The sequence below is a fragment of the Aminobacter sp. P4_H6_2 genome (genome assembly GCF_056400805.1).
In genome coordinates this window covers 1-18872 of sequence record NZ_JBFUKO010000043.1, presented here as the reverse complement: position 1 = coordinate 18872, position 18872 = coordinate 1, and the positions used below count along the sequence as shown (strand labels likewise).

Here is an 18872-nt window from a genome sequence, read left to right as displayed (position 1 = left end):
GCGCATAGCTGTGTCGGGCGCACGGCGGCGCATCATCGCGCTCTCGTCGGAGGTGGCAACGACCGCGACCGTCTTGGCCATGGAGGCCGCACCGATGGTGTCTTCGAGGAATTCGCGGACTTCGCGGCCACGCTCGCCGATCAGGGCGACGACGACCGTGTCGAAGGCATCGGCGCCGGCGAGCATGGCAAGAAGCGTCGACTTGCCGACGCCGGAGCCGGCGAAAATGCCCATGCGCTGGCCGAGGCAGAGCGGGGTGAAGATGTCGATGACGCGGACACCTGTCATGAAGCCGGTTTCGACGCGCTGGCGGGCGAGCGCTGCTGGCGGCACGGCTTCGGCCGCGTCCTGCTTGGCGTTGCGGATCAGCGGTGCACCACCGTCGATGGGCCGTGCAAGGGCGTCGATGGCGCGTCCGCGCCAACTCGGATGCGGGGTGATGGCGATCGGGCCGCGGGTGAAGACGGCATCGCCAACCCCGACCTCGGCACTGCTCTCATAAGGGGCGACCAGCACTTCGTCGCGGCCGATCTGGACGATTTCGCCACGGCGGTTGCGGCCGTGTCCACGGTGCTCGACGATGTCGCCGAGCCGCGCGCTCGCGGACAGGCCGCCGACCTTATAGTGGGTGGGCGCGATTTCGCTGACCCTGCCCCCACGCCTGACCAGCAGGCGGTCGTCAGTGAAGCGGTTCTGGATACGCTCCAGCGCCTCGAGCCGATTGTGGTGGACCGGCTGTGGCCCGTTGCGGATGGCGGTCAGGGACGTGCTCACTTATTTCGAGCCGAGCGTCTTGATGGCGTCGGAGAACGAGGCTTCGTTCTGGCGTATCAGCGCGGCGGTGTTTTCGAAGGCACGCTGCACCATGATGAGCTTGGTCATCTCCTTGATCGGATTGACGTTGGACTCTTCGACGAAGCCCTGGACGATGCCGGCGTTCATGCGGTCGACAATCGGCTGGGGCGGTGTCGGCGGCACGACGCCCGAATTGCCATAGCGGACAAAGTTGATGCCGGGATTGAACTCGTAGAGGCCGATGGCGCCGACCAGGCGGTCACCCTGGCGCAGCGCGCCGTCGGCACCCGCTGTCGGAGGGCCGGCACGCGGGTCGAGCTGTATCGGCGCGCCGCCGGCGTCGAGAACCCGGTGGCCCTCGACGGTGACGAGCTGGCCGTCCTGGGTCATGGAGAAGCGGCCGTCGCGCGTCATCACCACGCCGGCGGGCGTGTCGATGCCGAACCAGGCGTCGCCACGAATGGCGAAGTCGAACGGGTTGCCGGTTTCACGCATGCCGCCATGCTGGGTCGAAAGATAGGTGTCGCCGGGCGAGGTGAAGGACACCGACTTCTGGCCGAGGCCGGAGACGACGTCCTCGAACTTCACCCCGGTGGCGCGGAAGCCGACGGTGGATGCGTTGGCGACGTTGTCGGCGATGGTGTTGAGGCGTTTTTCGAGTGCGACCTGGGCGGAAAGCGCGACGTAGAGACCGTTTTGCATGATGTCCTCAGAACCTCAGCTTCTGCATGGCAAACAGCAGGTCGGTCGATACGCCAGCGGCCGGCGAGCCGCCGAAAAGCACGCCGACGGAGGCTTGCACCGGTGAGGAGGGGTTGTTGATTTCCCAAAGGCTGGTGAAGCGCTTCATGAATTCGCCGAGCTTCTTGGGATTGGAGAAGTCCTCGACATTGAGCTTGCTCTCAAACAGCGCGACCTGGCGGTCGATATTGGCGCCGGCGAAGGATTCGGGCAGAGCAAGCGCCGTGCGCAGGACCTTGGCGAGGGCGGGGTCGGCAAGCACCTGGTAGAAGCTGGTGATGGTCGATGCCTTGCGCTCGAAATAGAGCGCCAGGCGCACGCCTTCATTGTCCTTGCCTGCATTTTCCTCCAGCGTCTGGCGCATGAACTTGTCGACGGCCGGCCTCTGGGAGGGATTGGTGGTGGTGGCAGTCTCGCCATTGGCCTCGAAATTGTACGTGCTGGCGAAGGCGGCGTAGCTCTTGTTCGTCATCTGGTTGGCGTAGCTATTCGGATCGCGAACGCCGCCAGCCAGGACCTTCTCCATCATCTCCTTGTTGGGGATCGAAGATTCGATGCCGAAGGACGTCATGGCGAATTTGTACAGCCTGTCGTCGCCCAGCAGGTCCTTGGCGGACTTCACCTTGATGATGTTGTCGAGGTAGTACTTGACCTCTTTCTGGACGGCTTCCGACTTGGGGTCGAGGCCGCCCAGTTCTGCCTTGACCAGATATTGACTGACGGCACCTTGCTGGGCCTTGTTGTAGGTGGTGGCCTGCGGGCCGAGCTCGGCGAAATTGAAGCTCTTGACGAATTCGGCGTAGCGCTTGTCGGTCAGCTTGTTGGCGAAGCTGTCCTTGCTGGTGATGCCTTCCTTCAGGGCCTTGACCATGAACGCCTTGGCGTAGGCCATGTCCTGGAGACCGTGCGCCTTCATGGCGTATTTGAACAGACGGTCGTTCTTGACGAACTCGTCGATCGATTTCACGTTTTTGATGTTCTTCAAATAATATTCGGTCTCGCGCTCGACGGTGGGCTGGGACTCGACACGGTCGATTGCCTTGCCGATGTCCCTCGCGATCAGGTGATAGCTTGTATAGGTATTGAGCATGACAATAGCCCTTCCGCCGCAGGATAGTCGGGGAAGGCTACGCTCAAATGCTTGCGCGAGGCTGAATCATTTTGCTGCGTTCCTTCAAGCCTCACACAAGGCACGCGAGCTATCTGTGTCTGCATAGTGCTTTGAATGCGGAAGGACCTGCCTGTGGGCATTCTGATCGGACTCGTCGTGACGCTGGGCTGTGTGCTTGGCGGCTTCATGGCGATGGGCGGACATCTAAACGTGCTGATGCAGCCCTGGGAACTCGTCATCATCGGCGGGGCTGCCCTCGGTACCTTCCTCGTGGCCAACCCGATGGCCACCGTCAAGGACACCGGCAGGGGCATCATGGAGGCCTTCAAGCAGGCGGTGCCGAAAGAGCAGGACTATCTTGAAACGCTGGGCGTGCTGCATTCCCTGATGCGCGAGCTGCGCACCAAGACGCGTTCGGAAGTCGAAGCCCATATCGACAATCCGGACGAGTCGGCGATCTTCCAGGCTTTCCCGACGGTGCTGAAAAACTACGACCTGACGCATTTCATCTGCGACTATTGCCGCATCATCATCATCGGCAACGCACGTTCGCACGAGATCGAAGCGTTGATGGACGAAGAAATCCAGACCATCCGTGCCGACAAGCTCAAGTCCTATCATGCGCTGGTCGCGGTCGGCGACGGCCTGCCGGCGCTCGGCATCGTCGCCGCCGTGCTCGGTGTGGTCAAGGCGATGGGCGCGCTCGACCAGTCGCCCGAGATACTCGGCGGCCTGATCGGTGCGGCTCTTGTCGGCACCTTCCTCGGCATCTTCTTGTCCTATTCGGTGGTCAACCCGATCGCCACCAAGGTCAAGACGGTCCGCGAGAAGAAAAACCGCCTCTATATCGTCGTGAAGCAGACGCTGCTTGCCTACATGAACGGCTCGCTGCCGCAGGTGGCGATCGAGTTCGGCCGCAAGACGATCTCGTCTTATGATCGCCCGTCGATCGATGCGGTGGAGCAGAGCACGCTGAACACCGGCAATACCGAAAAGAAGGCGGCCTGACCGATGCGGGACGCTGACAAAGGGCATCGCAAGCCATGAACACCACCGCAAGCCCGGCGGAACCACGCGACATCGTGATCGAGCGCCTTCTGGGCGACACCGGCGAGCCGGCCAAGGTGCATTCCGCCGCCCGTCGTCTGGCCGAGCGCTCGTCGCCTTTGATTGCCAAGTATTTGAGCGAAGTGCTGCCGGAGCAGGTCTTCGTCGAGGTGGTCGAAGTCAAGCTCGCCCGCATGGCCGACGCCAAGGCGGGTAAAAGCAACCAGGCCATGTCGGTCGCGATCACCCAGACGTCTCCGGACGGGCTGGTGATGACGCTCGATCCGCAAGCGCTGGCGATCCTGGTGCATATCATGTTCGGCGGCGATCCGAGCCGCGAGGTTGCGCCGATCGACCGCGAGCTGTCGTCGATCGAGACGAGCGTTGCGACATTGATTTTCCAGGACGTGGCGCGCGCCATGAACGTGCAAGGCCCTGACGGTGGTCTCGGCGTCAAGCTGCCGGTGGCCGAAGCGATGACCGGCACTGTCATGAAGAAGCATGTTTTCCGCGACGGGCCTTCCGCCCGCGTCACGCTGTCGATCTCGACGGCCGTGTCGCGCGGCCTGCTGGTGCTGACCCTGCCGCAGCGCGTGCTGATCGAAGATCGCCGCTCAAAGGCCGAGAAGGAAGCCGAGGCAATCCCGACGACCGAGTGGCGGTCACGCTTTTCCGACGAGCTGATGCGTTCGACCGTGCGCCTTGAAGCATCGATGCCGCTCGGGCGCTTGACGCTCGGCGACCTGACTGGGCTCGCGGTCGGGCAGGTCATCGAACTGGCTGAGAACACCCAGTCCAATGCCGTGATCGCCGCGCGTGGCAAGACGCTGTTTGCTTGCGAGTTCGGCAAGCTCGGCCAGAACTACACCGTACGCATCAAGCGTCCGATCGACGCCACTGAAGAAACAATTGAAGGGATCGTCGCGGGCTGAGCCGATGCGCTGCCAAGCAGCGTGAGGCACCGCGAACGACAGAACTGGAGAACACCGATGAGCAAGGCGCAGTCCAAGCCCGAGGTCGAAAAGCCCGAAGTCGAAGTCGAAGTCGAGGACGACCAGCTCAACCGCGCCATCGAAGAACTGCGTGGCGTTCTGAGCGAAGAAGAAAAGCGTCCCGGTATTGCCCGCACCTCCAGCGTTGGCAACAACAGCGTCATCTTCGACATTCCAGTCGAGGTGCAGATCGTGCTCGGCAGCACCGAAATGCCGGTGGCTGACCTGATGACGCTGCAGAAGGGTTCGACCATCGCACTCGACCGTCGCATCGGCGAGCCGGTCGACGTGGTGGTCAATGGCCGCCGGATCGCGCGCGGCGAAATCACCGTGCTCGAAAGCGATCCGTCGCGCTTTGGTATCCGCCTGACCGAGATCGTTGCCGCGACCAAGACCGCTTGAGGACCTTGAACGTGCTTTCCCTTGCTTTTCGAAAGGCTTCCGCATGACGACGCTGGCGACGCTGACGCGGCCGCAAAAGGCGGCGGCCATACTGGTGGCGATGGGCAAGCCGTCGGCGAGCCGGCTGCTCAAGTTCTTCAAGCAAGATGAACTCAAGGCGCTGATCGAAGGCGCGCGGCTGCTGCAGACCATTCCGCAGGCCGACCTTGAACGGATCGTCGCCGAATTCGAGGCCGAGTTCACCGAAGGCGCGGGCCTGCTCGATTCCGCAGACAAGATGGACACGATCCTCAACGAGTCCTTGTCGCCCGAAGAGATGAAGGCGCTGATGGGCAAGGACGAGCCCATGGCCAAGAAGGACACAACGGTGCCGGTGTGGCCGCAGCTCGAAAAGCTCGAAGCCGCCCAGATCGGCGCTTTCCTTGCCAATGAGCATCCGCAGACGTCGGCGATGATCCTGTCCAACCTCGCGCCGAACTATGCCGCAAGCGTGGTGCTGACGATGGAAAAGCCGGCGCGCAGCGAAATCATCAAGCGGATGATGGAACTGACGAACGTATCTGAAGCTGCGACCAGGCTGGTCGAAAACCAGATCCGCACCCGCGTTCTGACCGAAAGCGCCCAGAAGGATACCTCGGCCGGGCAGACCCGCGTCGCCAGCGTGCTCAACGAACTCGACAAGTCGCAGCTCGAAGAAGTGATGAGCGACCTGCGCGAGGTCGGCATGGCCGATCTCGATGCCATCCGCGCCCGGCTGTTTTCTTTCGACGATGTTCCCACGATGTCGCAGAAAGCGCGCGTGGCGCTGTTCGACGGGTTGTCGAGCGAGCTTATCACGCTTGCCTTGCGTGGCACGGCCCTGCCGCTTGCCGAGGCTGTGCTGTCGTCGATCGGCGCGCGCTCGCGCCGCATGATCGAATCCGAACTCAGCCAGGGATCGGAAGGCATCCAGCCTGCCGACATCCTGCGTGCCCGCAAGACCATTGCCTCCACGGCTTTGCGCATGGCAAACGAGGGTCTCCTCGAACTGCCAACGACGCAAGAAGCCGCCTGATCCCGTCCGCGCGGGACTGCTGAGCGATGTCGGACGAAGACAAAGACTCCAAAACAGAAGAGCCGACTGAGAAGAAGATCCGCGACACGATGGAGAAAGGCAAATTGCCTGTCTCCAAGGAAGTCGCGATCTTCACCTCGTTTCTGGCGATCATGGTCTATACCGTGTTCTTTGCCAGCAGCTCGGTGGCCGAACTCGGCGTTTTTTTGTCGAATTTCCTCGAACAGCCGGAAGCCTGGCCGCTTGGTACCGAGCGCGACGTGATCGAGCTCTACCAGGCTGTCGTTGTCGAGGTCGGGCGGGCAGTCGCAAGCCTGTTTTTGTTGCTCGTGGTCGCCGGTCTCGGCGCATCGCTGGTCCAGAACATTCCGCAGTTCGTTGGCGAACGCATCCGCCCGCAAGCTTCGAGGATCTCGCTGACCAAGGGCTGGTCGCGCATGTTTGGCGCGCAGGGCTTCGCCGAATTCCTGAAGTCGCTGGCCAAGCTCTGCTTCGTCATGATCGTGCTGTACTTCGTCCTCTCGGACGATCATCGGCGACTGCTCGCCGGCATGATCACCAATCCTGTGGCCTTCGGAAGTGTCATCCGCGATATCGCCGTCGATATCCTGGTGGCGATCGTTTTCGTCATGGGGGTGATCGGCGTCGCCGACATCGTGTGGTCGCGCTTCCACTGGTTCCAGGAACAGCGCATGACCAAACAAGAGGTCAAGGACGAGATGAAGCAGTCGGAAGGCGATCCGATCGTCAAGTCGCGCCTGCGCTCCATCGCGCGCGACCGGGCCCGCCAGCGCATGATGACAGCGGTGCCGAAAGCAACGTTGGTGATCGCCAATCCGACCCATTTCGCCATCGCGCTGCGCTATGTGCGCAACGAGGATGCGGCGCCCGTCGTGCTCGCCAAGGGGCAAGATCTGGTGGCGCTGAAGATCCGCGAGATCGCCGAACAGAACGGCATTCCGGTCTTCGAGGACGTGGCTCTAGCCCGCTCCATGTACAAGCAAGTTTCGGTGGATAATATCATTCCATCGCAGTTCTATCAGGCCGTCGCCGAACTGGTGCGGATCGTTTACGGAAACAGGGCTCAGCGCAATCAGTCATGAAACATCAGCAGCATGCTTCGTCCCGTGAAGTCCTTGTCGCAACGGCCATCCAGCCGGTAGTGCGCGAATTGCGCCTCGTCGACCTGGCCGATTACATCGCCTTCATCCGGATGGAGCATTTCGCCAACGTGGCGGATCTCGTCGATTCAGCCGCTGAACTCTATTTCATGCCAGGCGCGCTGCGCCTTGGGCTGGGCGGCGAGGCGCATGTCAGCTGGACGTGTACTCCGCGCATCGTGCTCGACCTCGAGCTCAGGCCCGAAGGTGCAGTGATCTATTTCCAGCTGTCGATGACCGCCAACAATGCCTCGGTCGAAGTGCACTACGTCTCCTTCGAAAAGCCCGATGCCGAGCCCGAGAAGAACACCGAATATCTCGCAGCCGCGATCCAGCATGCGATGCTCCGGCGGCCGGAGACGCCACGCGCAGAGGCGGCCTAAGGATTACTAATCAATCAGGCCCAGACGCAGCGCCTTGGCGACCGCATGCATGCGGTTGACGGCGTTGAGCTTCTGCGTCGTCTGGGTGAGGTATTGATTGGCGGTGTGGACCGAAAGCTTGAGCAGCTTGGCGATCTCTTCGCTGGTGTAGCCGCGCGAAGTCAGCTTCAGGCATTCGATCTCGCGACGCGACATCGAAGGCATTTCGCGAGACTGGGTGGCGTTGATACGAGCCACCGCATCAAACAGCTGAAAGCAGCGGCCATGCAGGTCATGTAGCGATTGCGGGTTGGGTGAAAGCTCAGGACCGGCGAAGATGAAAAGGCCGACCTGGCCGCGGTCGGTGTAGACTGGGAAGGCGATACCGCGGCCGCTCTGTGCAAGCGGCTCGATGCGGCTCGTCCAGGGAAGTTCAGAGAAAGCGTGTGCTGCGTCGGCGTTGTCTGCCCACCAGCATGGCGCGGTCGACTGGCGCGCATGACGCATCAGATGTTCGCCGATGCCACCACCAAGAAGGCGGGCAGCGGACATGGTGCTGGGATAGTCGGAATCAAAGCACGGCGTGAGCCGGCTGCTGTCGGCGGACGAACCGGCGAGGCAAAGCGCGAAATCGCGCGCGCCGAGATCGACGGCAATCCAGCGGCAGCGCTTGGCAGCGTCGGCAAGGGTTACGGCGGGCATGCCGATTGTGGCGGCGTGGCTGGCGGACGAAACGTCCTGCTGGCAGTCCGACGCGCGGCCTAGCTGCTTTGCCTGGGCGTAGCTCAAATGATGCCGCTCCTGATCGCGGTCGCAATCGCCATGGCGCGATTGGAGGCCGACAGTTTCTGGATCGCGTGGGTGATGTAGGAATTGACGGTGTTGGACGACACACCAAGGATCAGCGCGACCTCGTCGGTGGTCTTGCCCTCGGACACCCAAAACAGGCATTCTCGCTCGCGGTCGGAGAGCGGGTCCTGCATGGTCGCAGCTGCCAGGATGCTGGGTGCCTGCGACAGCGCATAGCAGCATTCGAGCTGAGTGCGCGGCATGACGGCCGGGTCAATGCGGCCAGCTTCGTCTGCGGAAAACAGCACGAACAGGCGCTGGCGGCCGACATGCAGGCGTAGAGCAAAAATTTCGGCATGGCCGAGTATGTCGAGCAGGCGGGCTTCTTCGCCGCCAAGGATTCCTGGTGCCTGCGAGGCGATGAGGCTCTGCGGGCGGCCGCCGGGCGCGCTGGCGAACGGGCCTTGGGCGAGACCGGCGATAAGCGCATGGCCGGCAAGCTGGATGGCGTCATAGATCCAGTTCGAGGCGATGATCTGGAGATTGTCGCGCTCCTGGTCCTGGGCGATGGCGACGAGCATATAGCCGTCGGCACCGATCTCGTCGGTCAGGTTCATGAAGAAAGCGGTGAGATCGCTGCGTGATGCGAGCCTTGCTGCGACGGTCGTATGTTCGTGGCGGGCTGCGAGGGCGGTCATCTCAAAACTTCTGCCGGAATCCATTTGGGAACCGGAGTTGGGCGGCGGCCCGATCCGGTCGAAATATCCATAACTTTGACGTAAAAACACGACGCGGACGCCTGGGGCATCCATCGGCCGAATCCGTACTGGTCGCGCGAAACCTGACGCGCTCTCCACCGGGAAAATTCCCGGCATTTCAGAGAGTTGGTGGTTCGCCGCGCCCCCCGAGGACCGGCTGATTCGTGGTTAATCTAACCGCTCGCGAATCGCTCTGCAAACATAATTGACAAAAAGTTAATTCAGAGTCCTTCGACAGACTCAAGGCGGGTTGAAAGCTCGCGGAAACCTTGGGGAAAGCTTCGCGACAATCGCCATTGATCGGCTGACACAATCGGCATAACGCTGCGTCCACTGCGGGCAGGGGAATGCAATGAGCGAGCAAATTCGTGAAGTGACCAGCGTATCATGGTTCGGGCGGATCAAGCGTGCGGTCGGCGGGGTGCTGGTCGGCCTGATCCTTGTCGCTGCCATGGTGGCGGTGCTGTTCTGGAACGAGGGCAGGGCGGTGACCACGGCGCGCTCTTTGGCCGAAGGCGCGGGTGCCGTGGTGTCGGTGCCGTCCGATGCGATCAACGGCGCCAATGAGGGCAAGCTCATCCATACCAGCGGAGCCATGAGCACATCGGAAGGGCTCAGCGACCCGGACTTTGCAATATCGGCCGAAGGCGTGCGCCTGGTGCGCAACGTCGAGATGTACCAGTGGGTGGAGAATTCCAAATCGGAGACGACCACCAAGCTGGGCGGCGGCGAGGAGACGGTCACTACCTACAGCTATGCCAAGCAATGGCAGGACCGGCCGATCTCGTCATCCGAGTTCAAGCAACCGTCCAACCACCAGAACCCGTCAATGGAGATCGCGACGCGATCGTTCCAGATCCCCGAGGGCAGGCTTGGCGCATTCATACTGGACGAACCGGTGCTCGACCGCATCGGAGATGCCCAGCCGCTGACCATATCGCCGACCCAGCTCTCGGATATCCAGGACGCCCATTCCGGCGCCGAGCGCATCAGCGTCGTCGATGGCCGGATATTCCTTGGCGTCAACCCGACATCGCCGGCGATTGGCGACTATCGCATTGGCTATAGGCTGGTGYCGCTCGGCGACATCAGCGTCATCGGCCAGCAGAGCGGCCACAGGTTTTCGCCCTACCAGACGGTCGCGGGCGATGAACTGCTGCTCGTCGATGCCGGCAAGGTGCCGGCCGAAAAGATGTTTGCAAATGCCGTGAGCGCCAACACCATCATCACCTGGCTGGTGCGCGCCGGCTGCCTGCTTTTGCTGGCCATCGGTTTCGGATTGCTACTGGCCCCGCTCGGCGTGTTGGCCGATGTGATCCCCTTCGTCGGCAGCATCGTGCGCATGGGCGCCGGGCTTGTCGCCTTCGTGCTGGCGCTGCTGGTGGGGTCGGCGACGATCGCCGTGGCGTGGTTCTGGTACCGACCGCTCCTGGCAGTCGGCATCGCGGTCGGAGGGCTTGCCTTGGCCTACGTGTTGACGAGGTTCGGCAAGCGCAAGGCGGCAGCCGCCGCGCCGCGAGGGGGCGCGACGGCGTAGATGGCAATTACCGCCCCTCAAAGCCGGTGAGCACGCCGACGGCGTTGATGCCGATCTCGTCGACGGCGTAGCCGCCTTCCATGACAAACAGTGTAGGCAGGCCAAGCTTGGCGATGCGCGCGCCAATCTTGGGATAGTCGGCGCTGGTCAGCTTGAACTGGCTGATCGGATCCCTTTCGAAGGTGTCTACGCCGAGCGAGACGACAACGACGTCCGGCGCATAGGCGGCAAGCTTCTGGCAGGCATCCTCAAGGGCTTCGCCCCACTTCTCCCACGAGCTGCCGAAGGGCATCGGGTAGTTGAGGTTGAAGCCTTCGCCTGCGCCTGAACCGCGCTCGTCTGCATGGCCGAGGAAGAACGGATATTCGGTCATCGGGTCGCCATGCAGGTTGATGACCTGGATGTCGGGGCGATCGTAGAAGATTTCCTGGGTGCCGTTGCCGTGGTGGTAGTCGACGTCGAGAACGGCGACGCGCTTGGCGCCCTGATCGCGGAACCACTGGGCGGCGACGGCGGCGTTGTTGATGAAGCAATAGCCGCCCATGAAGGCGGCACCGGCATGGTGGCCAGGCGGACGGCAGAGCGCGAATGCGCTGCGTTCGCCAGCCTTGACCAGATGGGCCGCGGTCAGTGCCACGTCATAAGACGACTTGATGGCATCCCATGTGCCCTTCACGAAGCTCGCGCCGCCGTCGAAGGAATAGAAACCGAGCAAGGCCTCGATGTTGCGCGGGCGCACATCGCCGCGCAGGCCGCGCGTCGGCCAGGCGAAGGGGATTGCCGAGCCCGACTTGCCGGCGGCTTCCCACTGCGGCCAGACGGTCGGCAGGAAGTCGATGTAGTCGGCGGTATGCACACGCTTGGCAGCCGTGAGGTCATGCACCTCGGGCGCAAGGATGTCCCCCAGCTTTTGATTTTCGATCCGCGCCTTGATGATCTCGGCGCGCGAGGGTTTTTCGAAGCCGGGTACGATGGCACCCGCAACAAGCTCCATCTGGCCGCTGTGGCCGGCGTGAAGCGGCGAAAAGACTGTCTTCATGAAAATCCTTCCTGGTTCTGGTTGAAGTCGAGATAGGGGTCGACGAGGGCAAGCCACATGATCTTGACGTCGTCCTGGATGAGATCGAAGGCCTTGCGGTCGCGCTTGAGCCCGACGAGACGGCAGACGTGGCCGACTTCCATCATCACCACGCCGAGCCGGCTGGCGACCTGATCCTGAAGTGCGGGATTCATATGCTGAAGCCAGGCGGCGTAGAGGGCGATGATCTGTTCGTCGTATTCGTTCTGGATGGGCCTGAGATCGGGATTGCCGGTGATGGCCTCGATGACTGGCATCAGATTGGCGTTGTCGAGATAGAGCCTGGAGGTGTCGACGAAGAGCTTGTCCACCTCCTGCTGAAATTCGTCGCGATTGGCGGGGCGCGGAGCGTCGATACGCTTGGCGATCACTTCGGGGAAGGCGCCGAGCCAGCGCCGGGCGAGGTCGAGAAGGATAGCTTCCTTGTTGGGGAAGTACTGATAGACCGATCCGACGGACAAGCCGGCGCGCTGCGCAATCGCAAGCGTCGTTGGCGTCTTGGTGCCTTGTTCCCTGGTCAAGGTCAGGGCGGCATCGAGGATCCTGTCGACCACCTTGCTCGACCGTTCCTGTCGGGGCTGCTTGCGCGGTTTGAGCGCTGTCGTGGTTTTCCAGCTGAGACTGCGATTCACGGAATGATCTTCTCGCTCCCTAGGCGCGGTCATCATATACGAGCGCGTCCTCCACAACGCATCCACAATCCCGCATATTGACAAACGCGAATAATTAGTCGCATTTTTTCCCGTTGCTGTCTTCAGGGAAACGCGAGGAATTCCTGGGATAGCGGACCGGCCTCAACCTTCCAAGTTTGAACGGTCTCAGTCAGTCAAGAGCGCGGAGTCGCGATGTCTGTCCAAACGGTTCGCAATGCCGATCTGATCGTCATCAACGGCCGCGTGTTGACCATGGACCCGACCCGGCCCGCGGCGGAAGCGGTGGCCATCGCAGACGGCTTGATCACCGCTGTCGGCGACAAGCAAACGGTGGAAGCTTGGCGCGGACCTCAGACCAAGGTCATCGATGCCCGTGGCGGATCGGTGGTGCCGGGCTTCATCGAAGCGCACATGCATCTCTTTTCGGGTGCGGCCGAACTCGCCCATCTCCAGCTCGCCGGCGTCCACGGCTTCGAGGCCTTGCGCGATGCGGTGCAGGCCTACGCCAGGTCGCGGCCCGATGCGCGCATGCTGGTGGGGCAAGGCGCGGACTACACGATCGTCGGCGCCGAGCGCGTCACCCGGCATCATCTTGACGCGATCCTGCCCGACCGGCCGTTCCTGATGGCGGCACCCGACCACCACACTTACTGGGCGAACACCCGGGCGCTCGAGATGGCCGACGTGCTACATGGGCGCGAGCTGACGCCCGGCAACGAGATCGTCATGGGCACCGATGGCCTGGCCGAGGGCGAGCTGCGCGAAAACGAGGCGTTCAACCCGGTACTCAAGCTTGCCGGCGAAGGCCGCGTGCGGCTCGGGCTGTCGACCGGCGGCGAACCCGACCCGATGCCGAGTGCCGAGGAACGTGCCGGCGACCGCGCCATCATGCGGCGCGGGCTCGACTGGTGCGCGCGCCACGGCATAACCTCTGTCCAGAACATGGACGGTAACTACTACCAGCTCGAGCTCCTGTCGGAGGTCGAGGCCGAGGGCGACCTGATCTGCCGGGTAAAGATCCCGTTCCACTACAAGAACTTCATGACCCTCGACATGCTTGACAAGGCATCAGACATGGCCGAGCGCTACAGCAGCGAGTGGCTGTCATCGGGCATGGTGAAGCTGTTTTACGACGGCGTGCTCGACTCGTGGACGGCTGTCATGATCGAGCCTTATGCCGACCGCCCTGACTGGGTTGGGGAGCCGCTGTTTTCGTCGGGGGAATTTTCGCGCATTGCTGTCGAGATCGACAGGCGTGGCCTGCAGATCGCCGTGCATTCGATCGGCGACGGTGCCGTACGCGCCGTGCTCGACGGCTACGAGGCAGCCCAAAAGGCCAACGGCAAGCGCGACAGCCGTCACCGCGTCGAGCATATCGAGCTGACCACCGCGACCGATATTCCGCGCTTTGTCGATCTTGGCGTCATCGCCTCGATGCAGCCGCCCCATCCGCCAGGAGGCATGAGCTTCCCGCTCGAGCCGACTGTGTCGCGTATCGGCCGGGAGCGCTGGCCTTATGCCTATCCGACCCGCACGCTGATCGATGCCGGCGCCCATGTGGTGTTTGCATCGGACTGGCCGGTAGCGCCCATAGACCCGATTCTGGGCATGCAGGCGGCCATGCTGCGCAAGCCTTGGGCGGACGACATGCCCGACCAGCGCGTTTCGCTGCATCAGGCGCTGGCCGGCTACACGGTTGAGGGTGCTTATGCCGAATTCATGGAAGACAAAAAGGGCCAGCTGAAACCCGGCTTCTTCGGTGATCTGGTCGTGCTGTCGGCCGATCTCGAAGCAATAGCGCCTGAAGGTCTGCACGAGGTGCGGCCGGTGACGACGATCTGCGGCGGCAAGGTGACCTACCAGGCCTGATGGTGGCACGGCGATTGCTCGACCAGTGAGATGACAGCTGTTGTTGCCAAGCCTTGAGGCATGTGGTGACAATCGAAACGGGAACAAGTTCGCCAGCAAGGTGGACGAAACAATGGGGCGTTATGCGTGCCGGACACACCGGGTAGGAATGCGATTGAAGTTCGCGGCGTTCGTAAAGTCTTTGGAACGGGTGAGGCACAGGTAGCGGCGCTCGATACCGTTTCGGTGTCGATCAGGGAAAACGAGTTCTTCACGCTGCTCGGACCATCGGGTTGCGGCAAGACCACGCTTTTGCGGCTGATCGCCGGCTTCGACTTTCCTTCCGAAGGTGAGATCCTGCTTTATGGCAGCGATATCGCGCCGCTGCCGCCGTTCAAGCGGCCGGTCAACACGGTGTTCCAGTCCTATGCGCTGTTTCCGCATATGACCGTGGAGCAGAACATCGGCTTCGGTCTCGAAATGCTGGGCAAGTCGCGCGCCGTGATCGATGCGCGGGTGGCCGAGATGCTGAAGCTGGTGCGCATGGAAAAGCTCGCCAAGCGCCGCACCAGCCAGATTTCAGGTGGCCAGCAGCAGCGCGTCGCCCTTGCGCGTGCGCTCGCGCCGCAGCCCAAGGTGCTGTTGCTCGACGAGCCGTTGTCGGCGCTCGACTACAAGCTGCGCAAGGAAATGCAGATCGAGCTCAAGCGGCTGCAGCACGAGACAGGCATCACCTTCATCTTCGTCACCCACGACCAGGAAGAGGCGCTGACGATGTCGGACCGCATCGCTGTGATGTCGTCGGGCAAGATCCTGCAGGTGGGCAGTCCGCGCGATATCTACGACCGCCCGGCCGAGCGCTTCGTCGCCGATTTCATCGGCGAGACCAATTTCCTCGACGCCAAGATCGACAGCTTCGACGGCGGCAAGGCCAAGGTGACGCTGAAGTCCGGCGCCTCCATCTCCGCGACCGTTGCCGAGGGCTTTAAGCCCGATGGCGACGCAACTGTCGTGATCCGTCCAGAGCACGCCAAGGCCGTCAAAGGGCAGGGCGACATTTCGGGCATTGTCGAAAACGTCGTTTATTTCGGCACCGATACGCATGTACACATCAAGCTGGACGATGGCGAGACGTTTACCGTTCGCCAGCAGAATGCGCGCGGGGCGGATGCCACCTTCGAGCGCGGCGAGCGCGTCGGCGTCGTCATCGGTGACGACGCGGCCCAGATCCTGAAGGACTGAGCCATGGCCACTGCTGCGGAAGTCGAAAAGCTCAATGAAAGCCGCGATTTGCGCAAGCGCTGGCTGTTGTCGGCGCYGGCGCTGATCATCATCTTCCTGGCGGCCTCCGGTCCGCTGTTGATCGTGCTGATCTATTCGTTCCTGACACCGGGACCGTATGGCGACGTGGTGTGGAAATTCTCCACCGACGGCTGGGTGTCGGTCCTGCTTGAGCGCGACATTTTCGACGACACGCTGGCCTTTGCCAGCGCGCATCTGACCATCTTCTGGCGCTCGCTGAAGCTTGCCCTCATGGCGACAGTGGCGACGCTGATCTTCGGATTCCCGACAGCCTATTTCATCGCGACGCGTTCGGAGCGGACGCGTGACATCTGGCTGTTCTTGATCACCATCCCGTTTTGGACCAACCTTCTCATCCGCACCTTCGCCGTGCTGCAGGTGATCCGCAACGAAGGCATCATCAACACCGGCCTGATCAAGCTCGGCATCATCGACCAGCCGATCCAGATGCTGTTCACCGACTTCGCCATCATGGTCGGCATGGTCTATGTCTACCTGCCGCTGATGGTGCTGCCGCTTTATGCCAGCATGGAAAAGCTCGACTTCCGTCTCGTCGAGGCGGGCTACGATCTCTACGCCACGCGTTGGCAGGTGCTGCGCCGGATCATCTTTCCGATGGTCAAGCCGGGCGTCATCGCCGGTTCGATCCTGGTCTTCATCCCGGCCATCGGCGCATATGTGACGCCGAGCGTGCTCGGCGGCGGCAAGAACATGATGTTCGCGAACCTGATCGAATTGCAGTTCGGGCAGGGGCGCAACTGGCCGCTGGGGGCCGCCTTGTCGATCACTGTCATGGCGATCGTGATGGTGGCGCTGCTGGTCTATGTCCGCAACACGTCCGGATCGGATGCGCGTCATGGCTAAGCGGTTTTCGATACGACACCAGACCGGCTTCACCGCGATCGCTGCGACCTGCTTCGTGCTGCTCTATCTGCCGATCGTGGTGCTGGTCGCCTATGCCTTCAACGAGTCGACCTCGGTTTCGGAGTGGGGTGGCTTTTCGCTGCGCTGGTTCGTCTCCGCCTGGAACAACGTGCAGGTGATCGACGCCTCCTGGCGTTCGCTGAAGATCGCTTCGGCGGCGGCGATCATGGCGACGATTGCCGCAACCATGGCGGCACTGGCAACGACACGGACGCAACCCTATCGCGGGCTGACGTTCAAATACGCCTTTATCAACCAGCCGCTGATGGTGCCTGAGATCGTCACCGGCGTGGCGCTGCTGATCTTCTTTGCCCAGGTCAAGATTGCGACCGGCTATTCGGGGCTTGGCTATCTGATCGCCGCGCACACCGCGTTCTGCATCCCATTCGCCTACCTGCCGATCCGGGCGCGGCTCGAGAACATGGACCTGACGCTCGAACGCGCCGCAGCCGATCTCTATGCCACGCCATGGAAGGCGTTCCGCAGGGTCACTCTGCCATTGCTTTGGCCCGGCATCATCGCCGGGTTGATGCTCGCCTTCGTCATTTCGCTCGATGACGTGGTCATCACCGAGTTCGTCAAGTCGGGCGGCCAGGACACCTTGCCAACCTACATGCTGGGGCAAATCCGCCGCGGCATCACGCCGGAGGTCAATGCGATCTCGACCGTCTTCCTGCTCTTGTCGGTCGTCATCGTCACACTGTTCTTCTTCATGAGCAGAAAACGGGATTAGTTCAACGGGAGTGGAATGATGAACCTGAAATCCATGTCGATGGCCGTTGGCCTGGCGCTGCTGGCCTCGACCAGCCTCGCCTCCGCCGAAGGCGAGCTGAACATTTACAACTGGGGCAATTACATCAGCCCCGAGATGATCAAGAAGTTCGAGGTGAAGTACAGCGTCAAGGTCACCGTCACCGACTACGACTCCAACGACACAGCACTCGCCAAGGTGCGCCAGGGCGGCACCGGCTTCGATATCGCGATTCCGTCTCAGACCTTCATTCCGATCTGGATCAAGGAAGGCCTCATCCAGGAGACCGATCCGGGCAAGATGGAAAACGCCAAGAACATTGCGCCGGAATGGGCCAATCCCGACTTCGATCCCGGCCGCAAATACTCGGTGCCATGGGCCTGGGGCACGATCGGCGTCGTCGTCAACACCGACACATACAAGGGACCGGCCGACAGCTGGGGSATCATCTTCGAYACGCCKGAKGAGCTGAAGGGCAAGGTCAACGTCGTTCCKGAAATGAASGACGTGATGTTTGCGGCGATCAAGTATGTCGRCGGCGAACAGTGCACCGACGACAAGACGGTTCTGAAGAAGGTGCGCGACATGCTGGTCGCAGCCAAGCCGAACTGGATCGCCATGGAGTACAACACCATCGAGAAGATGGGGGCCGGCGACTTCAAGGCGACCAGCGACTGGAACGGCTCGGCATTGCGCCAGCGCCTGGCCAATCCGGCGATCCACTTCAACTATCCCAAGGAAGGTTATGGGCTTTGGAGCGATAACGTCGTTGTGCTGAAGGAAGCCAAGAACGTTGAAAATGCCAAGCTGTTCCAGAACTTCATGATGGATCCGGAAAACGCGGCATTGAACTCTGCCTTCCATCGTTATGCGAACGGCATCGCCGGTTCCGACAAGTTCATGCCGGCCGACATGAAGGACGCGCCGGAAGTGATCATTCCAGAGGCTGAAAAATCGCGCGGCGAACTGCAGCGCCTGTGCTCGCCGGAGATTCAGGCGCTGTACACCAAGATCTGGACCGAACTGCAGAAGTAAGCCTACGCGCAGGGCGTCCAGCCTGAAACAACGCAGCCGGGATCGATGAAGATCGATCCCGGCTGTCACAAGCGTTTTTTCTGCACATGGCAGAAGACGTCACAGGTAACAGAAGGAGTATTGCCGTGAAATCGAGATTGTCCGCCGCCACAGCGGCCCTGGCACTGCTGGCCACAACRGGCCTCGCCCACGCCGAAGGTGCGCTCAACATCTACAATTGGGGCAATTACACCAACCCGGACGTCATCAAAAAGTTCGAGGAGAAGTACAAGGTCAAGGTGACGGTCACCGACTACGACTCCAATGACACCGCACTTGCCAAGGTGCGCCAGGGCGGCAGCGGCTTCGACATCGCCGTTCCCTCGCAGACGCATCTGCCTATCTGGATCAAGGAAGGCCTTTTGCTCGAGACCAATCCCGGCGGCATGGAGAACGCCAAGAACATCGCGCCGGAATGGGCCAATCCCGAATTCGACCCCAACCGCAAATATTCCGTGCCGTGGGCATGGGGTACTGTTGGCACCGTCGTCAAC

19 protein-coding genes and 1 pseudogene are annotated in these 18872 nt (G+C 61.8%); 13 read left to right on the top strand and 7 right to left on the bottom strand.

Annotation, left to right across the window (positions count from 1 at the left end; genetic code table 11):
• The 3 genes and pseudogenes from fliI to AC1DUU_RS05930 form a co-directional block, all read right to left on the bottom strand.
• Positions 1 to 774: pseudogene (gene fliI, locus AC1DUU_RS05940) on the bottom strand (flagellum-specific ATP synthase FliI); the annotation flags it as partial.
• Positions 775 to 1497 carry a flagellar basal-body rod protein FlgF gene (gene flgF, locus AC1DUU_RS05935; protein WP_476782493.1) on the bottom strand — a complete coding sequence of 241 codons (723 nt, stop codon included), beginning with the start codon at positions 1495 to 1497 and terminating at the stop codon, positions 775 to 777.
• A gap of 7 nt (positions 1498 to 1504) precedes the next feature.
• On the bottom strand, positions 1505 to 2626 hold the full coding sequence (locus AC1DUU_RS05930) for a DUF1217 domain-containing protein (RefSeq protein ID WP_476782492.1): 1122 nt from the start codon (positions 2624 to 2626) through the stop codon (positions 1505 to 1507).
• 153 nt (positions 2627 to 2779) lie between these two features.
• Here AC1DUU_RS05930 and motA point away from each other — a divergent pair, with 153 nt between their 5' ends.
• Genes motA through AC1DUU_RS05900 form a run of 6 tightly spaced genes read left to right on the top strand, consistent with a single transcriptional unit; the run spans position 2780 to position 7685 of the window.
• The gene (gene motA, locus AC1DUU_RS05925; protein WP_476782491.1) at positions 2780 to 3655 is read left to right on the top strand and encodes a flagellar motor stator protein MotA; all 876 of its coding nucleotides are present in this window, start codon (positions 2780 to 2782) and stop codon (positions 3653 to 3655) included.
• Positions 3656 to 3690: 35 nt separating this feature from the next.
• The gene (locus tag AC1DUU_RS05920) at positions 3691 to 4626 is read left to right on the top strand and encodes a FliM/FliN family flagellar motor switch protein (protein WP_476782490.1); all 936 of its coding nucleotides are present in this window, start codon (positions 3691 to 3693) and stop codon (positions 4624 to 4626) included.
• A 57-nt stretch (positions 4627 to 4683) separates the two neighbouring features.
• Complete coding sequence (fliN, locus tag AC1DUU_RS05915) at positions 4684 to 5088, top strand: flagellar motor switch protein FliN (RefSeq protein WP_476782489.1); 405 nt, start codon at positions 4684 to 4686, stop codon at positions 5086 to 5088.
• Positions 5089 to 5131: 43 nt separating this feature from the next.
• Entirely contained in the window at positions 5132 to 6142 is a 1011-nt protein-coding gene (locus AC1DUU_RS05910) for a flagellar motor switch protein FliG (protein ID WP_476782488.1), read from the top strand.
• Positions 6143 to 6168: 26 nt separating this feature from the next.
• Positions 6169 to 7245 carry a flagellar biosynthesis protein FlhB gene (flhB, locus tag AC1DUU_RS05905; protein WP_476782487.1) on the top strand — a complete coding sequence of 359 codons (1077 nt, stop codon included), beginning with the start codon at positions 6169 to 6171 and terminating at the stop codon, positions 7243 to 7245.
• Positions 7242 to 7685: a hypothetical protein gene (locus tag AC1DUU_RS05900; protein WP_476782486.1), complete on the top strand. Its 444-nt coding sequence runs from the start codon at positions 7242 to 7244 to the stop codon at positions 7683 to 7685. Before flhB ends, AC1DUU_RS05900 begins: the two co-directional genes overlap by 4 nt.
• A gap of 6 nt (positions 7686 to 7691) precedes the next feature.
• On the opposite strand, the gene AC1DUU_RS05895 is transcribed toward AC1DUU_RS05900, so the two are convergent.
• Both AC1DUU_RS05895 and AC1DUU_RS05890 read right to left on the bottom strand, forming a co-directional pair.
• Positions 7692 to 8453 carry a helix-turn-helix transcriptional regulator gene (locus AC1DUU_RS05895; RefSeq protein WP_476782485.1) on the bottom strand — a complete coding sequence of 254 codons (762 nt, stop codon included), beginning with the start codon at positions 8451 to 8453 and terminating at the stop codon, positions 7692 to 7694.
• Positions 8450 to 9151, bottom strand: a complete 702-nt coding sequence (locus tag AC1DUU_RS05890; RefSeq protein ID WP_476782484.1) for a helix-turn-helix transcriptional regulator — start codon at positions 9149 to 9151, stop codon at positions 8450 to 8452. The genes AC1DUU_RS05895 and AC1DUU_RS05890 overlap by 4 nt, the downstream gene beginning before the upstream one ends.
• 412 nt (positions 9152 to 9563) lie before the next feature.
• Here AC1DUU_RS05890 and AC1DUU_RS05885 point away from each other — a divergent pair, with 412 nt between their 5' ends.
• Positions 9564 to 10748 (top strand): TMEM43 family protein, encoded by a 1185-nt coding sequence (locus tag AC1DUU_RS05885; protein ID WP_476782483.1) that lies wholly within the window; start codon positions 9564 to 9566, stop codon positions 10746 to 10748.
• A 7-nt stretch (positions 10749 to 10755) separates the two neighbouring features.
• Here the strand turns inward: AC1DUU_RS05885 and AC1DUU_RS05880 are convergent, their stop codons facing one another.
• Both AC1DUU_RS05880 and AC1DUU_RS05875 read right to left on the bottom strand, forming a co-directional pair.
• Entirely contained in the window at positions 10756 to 11787 is a 1032-nt protein-coding gene (locus AC1DUU_RS05880) for a histone deacetylase family protein (protein ID WP_476782482.1), read from the bottom strand.
• Complete coding sequence (locus AC1DUU_RS05875; protein ID WP_476782481.1) at positions 11784 to 12458, bottom strand: TetR/AcrR family transcriptional regulator; 675 nt, start codon at positions 12456 to 12458, stop codon at positions 11784 to 11786. The genes AC1DUU_RS05880 and AC1DUU_RS05875 overlap by 4 nt, the downstream gene beginning before the upstream one ends.
• A 213-nt stretch (positions 12459 to 12671) precedes the next feature.
• Between AC1DUU_RS05875 and AC1DUU_RS05870 the strand changes: the two genes are divergently transcribed.
• From AC1DUU_RS05870 to AC1DUU_RS05845, 6 genes are all read left to right on the top strand, one after another.
• Positions 12672 to 14348, top strand: a complete 1677-nt coding sequence (locus AC1DUU_RS05870) for an amidohydrolase (protein WP_476782480.1) — start codon at positions 12672 to 12674, stop codon at positions 14346 to 14348.
• Positions 14349 to 14474: 126 nt separating this feature from the next.
• Positions 14475 to 15569: an ABC transporter ATP-binding protein gene (locus tag AC1DUU_RS05865; protein WP_476782479.1), complete on the top strand. Its 1095-nt coding sequence runs from the start codon at positions 14475 to 14477 to the stop codon at positions 15567 to 15569.
• Positions 15570 to 15572: 3 nt separating this feature from the next.
• Positions 15573 to 16493 carry an ABC transporter permease gene (locus tag AC1DUU_RS05860; RefSeq protein WP_476782478.1) on the top strand — a complete coding sequence of 307 codons (921 nt, stop codon included), beginning with the start codon at positions 15573 to 15575 and terminating at the stop codon, positions 16491 to 16493.
• On the top strand, positions 16486 to 17286 hold the full coding sequence (locus AC1DUU_RS05855) for an ABC transporter permease (RefSeq protein WP_476782477.1): 801 nt from the start codon (positions 16486 to 16488) through the stop codon (positions 17284 to 17286). The genes AC1DUU_RS05860 and AC1DUU_RS05855 overlap by 8 nt, the downstream gene beginning before the upstream one ends.
• An 18-nt stretch (positions 17287 to 17304) precedes the next feature.
• The gene (locus tag AC1DUU_RS05850) at positions 17305 to 18339 is read left to right on the top strand and encodes an ABC transporter substrate-binding protein (RefSeq protein ID WP_476782494.1); all 1035 of its coding nucleotides are present in this window, start codon (positions 17305 to 17307) and stop codon (positions 18337 to 18339) included.
• Between the two features lie 86 nt (positions 18340 to 18425).
• On the top strand, positions 18426 to 18872 hold a 447-nt coding region (locus tag AC1DUU_RS05845; protein WP_476782476.1), incomplete at its 3' end, for an extracellular solute-binding protein.

Excerpts from the sequence above, each read along its gene's own strand:
- flgF (WP_476782493.1), bottom strand. The coding sequence starts at position 1,497 with ATGCAAAACGGTCTCTACGTCGCGCTTTCCGCCCAGGTCGCACTCGAA.
- AC1DUU_RS05930 (WP_476782492.1), bottom strand. The coding sequence starts at position 2,626 with ATGCTCAATACCTATACAAGCTATCACCTGATCGCGAGGGACATCGGC.
- AC1DUU_RS05920 (WP_476782490.1), top strand. The coding sequence starts at position 3,691 with ATGAACACCACCGCAAGCCCGGCGGAACCACGCGACATCGTGATCGAG.
- fliN (WP_476782489.1), top strand. The coding sequence starts at position 4,684 with ATGAGCAAGGCGCAGTCCAAGCCCGAGGTCGAAAAGCCCGAAGTCGAA.
- AC1DUU_RS05910 (WP_476782488.1), top strand. The coding sequence starts at position 5,132 with ATGACGACGCTGGCGACGCTGACGCGGCCGCAAAAGGCGGCGGCCATA.
- flhB (WP_476782487.1), top strand. The coding sequence starts at position 6,169 with ATGTCGGACGAAGACAAAGACTCCAAAACAGAAGAGCCGACTGAGAAG.
- AC1DUU_RS05900 (WP_476782486.1), top strand. The coding sequence starts at position 7,242 with ATGAAACATCAGCAGCATGCTTCGTCCCGTGAAGTCCTTGTCGCAACG.
- AC1DUU_RS05890 (WP_476782484.1), bottom strand. The coding sequence starts at position 9,151 with ATGACCGCCCTCGCAGCCCGCCACGAACATACGACCGTCGCAGCAAGG.
- AC1DUU_RS05880 (WP_476782482.1), bottom strand. The coding sequence starts at position 11,787 with ATGAAGACAGTCTTTTCGCCGCTTCACGCCGGCCACAGCGGCCAGATG.
- AC1DUU_RS05870 (WP_476782480.1), top strand. The coding sequence starts at position 12,672 with ATGTCTGTCCAAACGGTTCGCAATGCCGATCTGATCGTCATCAACGGC.
- AC1DUU_RS05855 (WP_476782477.1), top strand. The coding sequence starts at position 16,486 with ATGGCTAAGCGGTTTTCGATACGACACCAGACCGGCTTCACCGCGATC.